4 protein-coding genes and 1 pseudogene are annotated in these 4,284 nt (G+C 59.4%); 3 read left to right on the forward strand and 2 right to left on the reverse strand.

All coding sequences use genetic code 11. From position 1 onward, the window contains the following. Nucleotides 1–108: 108 nt before the first annotated feature. Both OEZ49_RS22825 and OEZ49_RS22830 read left to right on the forward strand, forming a co-directional pair. Complete coding sequence (locus tag OEZ49_RS22825; protein ID WP_263390442.1) at nt 109–861, forward strand: SDR family NAD(P)-dependent oxidoreductase; 753 nt, start codon at nt 109–111, stop codon at nt 859–861. 40 nt (nt 862–901) lie between these two features. Then, a complete protein-coding gene (locus OEZ49_RS22830) occupies nt 902–1,666 on the forward strand; it encodes an SDR family NAD(P)-dependent oxidoreductase (RefSeq protein ID WP_263390443.1) in 765 nt (254 codons plus the stop codon). A gap of 46 nt (nt 1,667–1,712) precedes the next feature. Here OEZ49_RS22830 and OEZ49_RS22835 read toward each other — a convergent pair whose 3' ends face one another. Both OEZ49_RS22835 and OEZ49_RS22840 read right to left on the reverse strand, forming a co-directional pair. Beyond that, complete coding sequence (locus OEZ49_RS22835) at nt 1,713–2,480, reverse strand: HpcH/HpaI aldolase family protein (protein WP_263390444.1); 768 nt, start codon at nt 2,478–2,480, stop codon at nt 1,713–1,715. 14 nt (nt 2,481–2,494) lie between these two features. Then, nucleotides 2,495–3,292 carry a phytanoyl-CoA dioxygenase family protein gene (locus OEZ49_RS22840; RefSeq protein ID WP_263390445.1) on the reverse strand — a complete coding sequence of 266 codons (798 nt, stop codon included), beginning with the start codon at nt 3,290–3,292 and terminating at the stop codon, nt 2,495–2,497. Nucleotides 3,293–3,634: 342 nt separating this feature from the next. On the opposite strand from OEZ49_RS22840, the pseudogene OEZ49_RS22845 reads away from it, so the two are divergent. After that, a pseudogene (locus OEZ49_RS22845) lies at nt 3,635–4,284 on the forward strand (IS6 family transposase); the annotation flags it as partial.

Consider the following 4,284-nt stretch of genomic DNA (forward strand, 5'->3'; position numbering starts at 1 on the left):
CAGACCTCAGCTTTACGGCAATCATCAATGCCTGCGCCGCTCTCCTGAACTCAAAGTGAATCTCAACAGACCCTAGAGCGACGGCAATCAATGGGAGGAGGCGACCAAATGGCCCGTTTTGAGAACCGTGTCGCGATTGTCACCGGGGCCGGATCGGGCATCGGGCGCGCCATGGCGCTGGCACTGGCGCGGGATGGCGCCAGCGTGGTCTGTACGGACATCGACGCGGAAACGGCGCAGGAAACAGCAGATTTGGCCGGTGGGCTGGCATCGAGCATGATGCTGGACAGCGCCGACGAACAGGCGGTTCGGGAGGCGATCCGGAAGACCCATCGCGATTACGGGCGGCTGGATATCCTTATGAACAACGCAGGCGTAGGCGGCAAGGATTGGGAGACGACGACGGCCATCAACCTGGACGGCGTCTATTTCGGGTTGAGCCATGCCTGCCCGATCATGGCGGAGCAGGGCGGCGGAGCGATTGTGAACACATCCTCCATTGCCGGGCTGGGCGGACTGATGTGGGCCGAGGATTATCACGACAACACGCAGTTGACCGGGTCCCTCAGTGCCTATGTCGCAAGCAAACATGGCGTGGTCGGGTTGACCAGACAGTTCGCGCTGGCCTTCGCAAAGGCAGGTGTGCGGGTCAATGCGGTGTGCCCCGGCTATGTCGAAACCCCCATTATCTCGACGCTGCGCGGCACCGAAGGCATGGACTTTCTCAGATCGCTGCACCCGATGGGGCGTCTCGGGCAGCCAGATGAAGTGGCCGAAGTTGCAGCATTCCTGGCCAGCGACGCGGCGAGTTTTGTGACGGGCGCAGCAGTGCCGGTCGATGGCGGGTATACGGCGAGATAGGGCCAAGCCGCCACAGGTTTGGGTTCAGGGGAGTGGCACTATGGGACGTCTGTCCGGCAAGGTCGCGATTATAACTGGCGGGGCAGGTGTCATCGGGAAAGCGGCTGCGCGGCGGTTTGCAGCGGAAGGTGCTCGCGTACTTCTGGTCGATCTGGAAAGCGCTGCATTGCAAGCCGTTTGCAAGGACTTGGACTGCGAGAATGTCAGGTCCTTTGCTGCGGATGTGACCTCTGCCCGGGACAATGCAGCAATGGTGGCCGAAGCAATTCGTTGCTTTGACGGAGTGGACATCCTTCTGGCCAATGCCGAAACAGAGGGGGCCGTGGGGCCGATCGTCGATAGTGACGAGGCGCTCTTTGACCGGGTCATGGCGGTCAACGTGAAAGGGCCGTTTCTTGGGATGAAGGCAGTCCTTCCGACGATGGCCGCGCGCGGAGGAGGAAGCATCGTCATCACCTCAAGCGTCGCAGGCATTCGCGGATCGGCTCAGGTTGCCCCTTATTCCACGAGCAAACACGCGGTGATCGGTTTGATGAAATCCGCGGCCAAGGAGGTCGCGGCACAGAATATCCGCGTCAACACGGTAAATCCCGGCCCTGTGGCATCCCGAATGATGAGTAGTCTGGAAGAAGGGCTCGCTCCGGGGGCGGCTGAGCGCGCAAAATCCGTCATGCAGAGCAACATGCCGATCGGCCGCTATGCCACGCCCGAAGAGATCGCAAATGTCATGCTGTTCCTCGCCAGCGATGAGGCCGCGTTCGTCACAGGCGCGGTCTATTTGGCCGATGGCAGCATGATGGCGTAGCGCGCATGCGCTGCCGAATCCGGTCGTCCGGAATCCTTCGCCGCGATCAGCCTTTCAGGGTGTTGATCCCATCCGCTAAGCCATTCGCCAGAAGGCCGATGTCGTAGGAATAGGACACCATGGTGAACCCCCGATCCATCCATGCCCGCGCAATCTCGACGGTCGGTGCCATGCAGGCCGCGAATTTGCCGTGGCGCTGGCAGGCGGCCAGCATCGCATCAATAGCTTCGTTAATGCGCGGGCTGTCTGTTTGCCCGGGAATACCAAGCGAGAGGGACAAGTCGAACTGACCAAGATGCGCGCCGTCGATACCATCGACTGCCATGATCTCGTCGACGTTTGCGACCCCCCGCTCGGTTTCAATCATCGCCAAGACGATCGTGCGGTCCTCAGCGATCCGCATCTTCTCCGCGATATCGCCCCCTGCATAATCGTCGTGGGCCCCGCCGAACATGGCGCCGCGTTGCCCTTTTGGCGGATAGCGCGTCCAGGACACGATGTCGCGCGCTTCCTCCGCAGACTCGACCATCGGCATCATCAATCCCATTGCGCCGAGGTCGAGCAGGCGCGACACGAACTGATACTGTTTGCCCGGCGGTCGAACGATCGGAACCAGGTCGAGGCCCCTCATGTAGGAAAACTGCCGCTTCATTTCGTCCAAATCGAAGCCGCTGTGCTCCATGTCATAAAGCGCGAAATCAGCGCCCGCCGAGGCCAGGATCGCTGGAAGGCCCGGCGATGTCAGTTCGAAGATCATTGTCCCAAAGGCGTTCTCACCTCGTTGCAAGGCCTTTTTGACGGGATTGCTGCGCATCGACCGATCTCCAACTAGGCGGTTGCGAATTTGCTCAGGACGTCAGCCTCGCCGGGAATGATCGGAGAAAAGTCACGCGCGGCAAGATACTCCGGCCGCGCAAATGCAGTGCCCCGATTGTCGATCGTGCAAACGTTGAGGTAGAGGATTGTCCGGCGCAGGGGCGTGATGTTCACGGTCGAGCCATGCACAACATTCATGTTCATGAAGAGGATGGAACCTGCGGGCCCGGTGATGGCCTCCAACCCGTTTTCTTTCACCAGCCGATCAAGTGTCTCATGGGGAATGTCATACCGGTACTTGGCGGCAGCTCCGTGGTCCTCGGCGTTCTTGTTGACGCTCGCCTCCTGCACGATGCCTGCATGCTGGGTTCGGGGCACACACATCAGCGGAGCGTTGCAAGGCGTGCATTCGTCCAGCAGAATCGAGATCATCAGACCCTTGGGTTCGGGTACACCATCGACGCGATGATATGTGCCGAAGTCCTGGTGCCAGTCTACGATCGCGCCGCCCTTTTGCTTGATATTGACGCGGGACTGATGGACGTAGATCTGCTGATGGAGCAACTCTTCCGCAGCCCCCACAAGCTTCGGATGGTGGGCCAAAGCGGAGAAGCGTTCGTCGAGCGCGTGCATCCCGTAAACGACATGCGGCGACCCATCGGCTTCGCGCGAGACTTCGGGCCCGTCATGCTTGCCGAGGTCCTGCAAGGCGGATTCGAGAACAGCGAGTTCGTCCGCCGTGAGCATATTTTTGACAAGCACATAGCCTTTGTCTTCGTACTCAGCGATCTGTTCCTCTGTCAGGTACATTCGTCTACTCCTTGGTTCGGTTGCATGGGGCGAAGGCGATTAGGTGCCGTTGGGCATGCGCTTGTTGGCGAGGGGACTGGCTCACGACGCAGGGCATCGCGCAGCCTTGTCCGAAGATCGAGAAATGCGCCCGTCTTATTGAGAGCCTGCGTCATCAAAAGTGCCGTCATGTGCGGACCGTCCATGAACTCTACGCCGACAGGGCAAGGCAGGATTGCTGATCCAAAACCTGCCTTATGAAACGCGTTCTAACAAACGACTGTTTGATAATCAAGGACGAGGATCGGCGGTGTCAGAAGGAATCCAGTTGAGGCGGGCAGGGCGGTCTCGTAGCCTGTCGGCATGCCTAAACGTGATCCGTTCAAATACTTCCATAGCAGCCCAGAGATCATTCGTCTGGCGGTGATGCTGTACGTCAGATTTCCGCTGTCACTGCGCAATGTCGAGGATCTGCTTCACGAGCGCGGTGTCGATGTCAGCCACGAAACGGTCGGTTCTGGTGGCAAAGATTTGGTCCGATGTTTGCGTCCGAGATCCGCAAGAAACGCGCCGATCGGCTTCGGTCCTGGCCGCAGTGGCGTTGGCACCTGGATGAGATGTTCGTGAAGATCAATGGAGAAAGGCACTACCTTTGGCGGGCCGTCGATCACGAGGGCGAAGTCCTTGAGAGCTACGTCACGAAGAAGCGGGACAAGACGGCCGCATTGAAATTCCTAAGAAAATCAATGAAACGCCATGGTCGACCCCATGCCCTGGTGACTGACCGGCTGAGGTCCTACGGCGCGGCGATGAAGGACATCGGCAATGCCCACAGGCAGGAAACGGGCCGCTGGCTGAACAACAGGGCTGAAAACTCGCACCTGCCATTCCGACGACGAGAGCGGGCAATGCAACGCTTTCGGCGCATGCGAAGTCTGCAGAAATTTGCTTCCGTCCACGCCTCGGTCTTCAACCATTTCAACTCGGAGCGCAGCCTCACCAGCCGACAGAAT

The organism is Ruegeria marisflavi (assembly GCF_025673445.1).
Taxonomy (GTDB): Bacteria; Pseudomonadota; Alphaproteobacteria; order Rhodobacterales; family Rhodobacteraceae; genus Ruegeria_B; species Ruegeria_B marisflavi.

Coding starts and splice junctions, on each gene's coding strand:
- OEZ49_RS22825 (WP_263390442.1), top strand. CDS start 109: ATGGCCCGTTTTGAGAACCGTGTCGCGATTGTCACCGGGGCCGGATCG.
- OEZ49_RS22830 (WP_263390443.1), top strand. CDS start 902: ATGGGACGTCTGTCCGGCAAGGTCGCGATTATAACTGGCGGGGCAGGT.
- OEZ49_RS22835 (WP_263390444.1), bottom strand. CDS start 2,480: ATGCGCAGCAATCCCGTCAAAAAGGCCTTGCAACGAGGTGAGAACGCC.
- OEZ49_RS22840 (WP_263390445.1), bottom strand. CDS start 3,292: ATGTACCTGACAGAGGAACAGATCGCTGAGTACGAAGACAAAGGCTAT.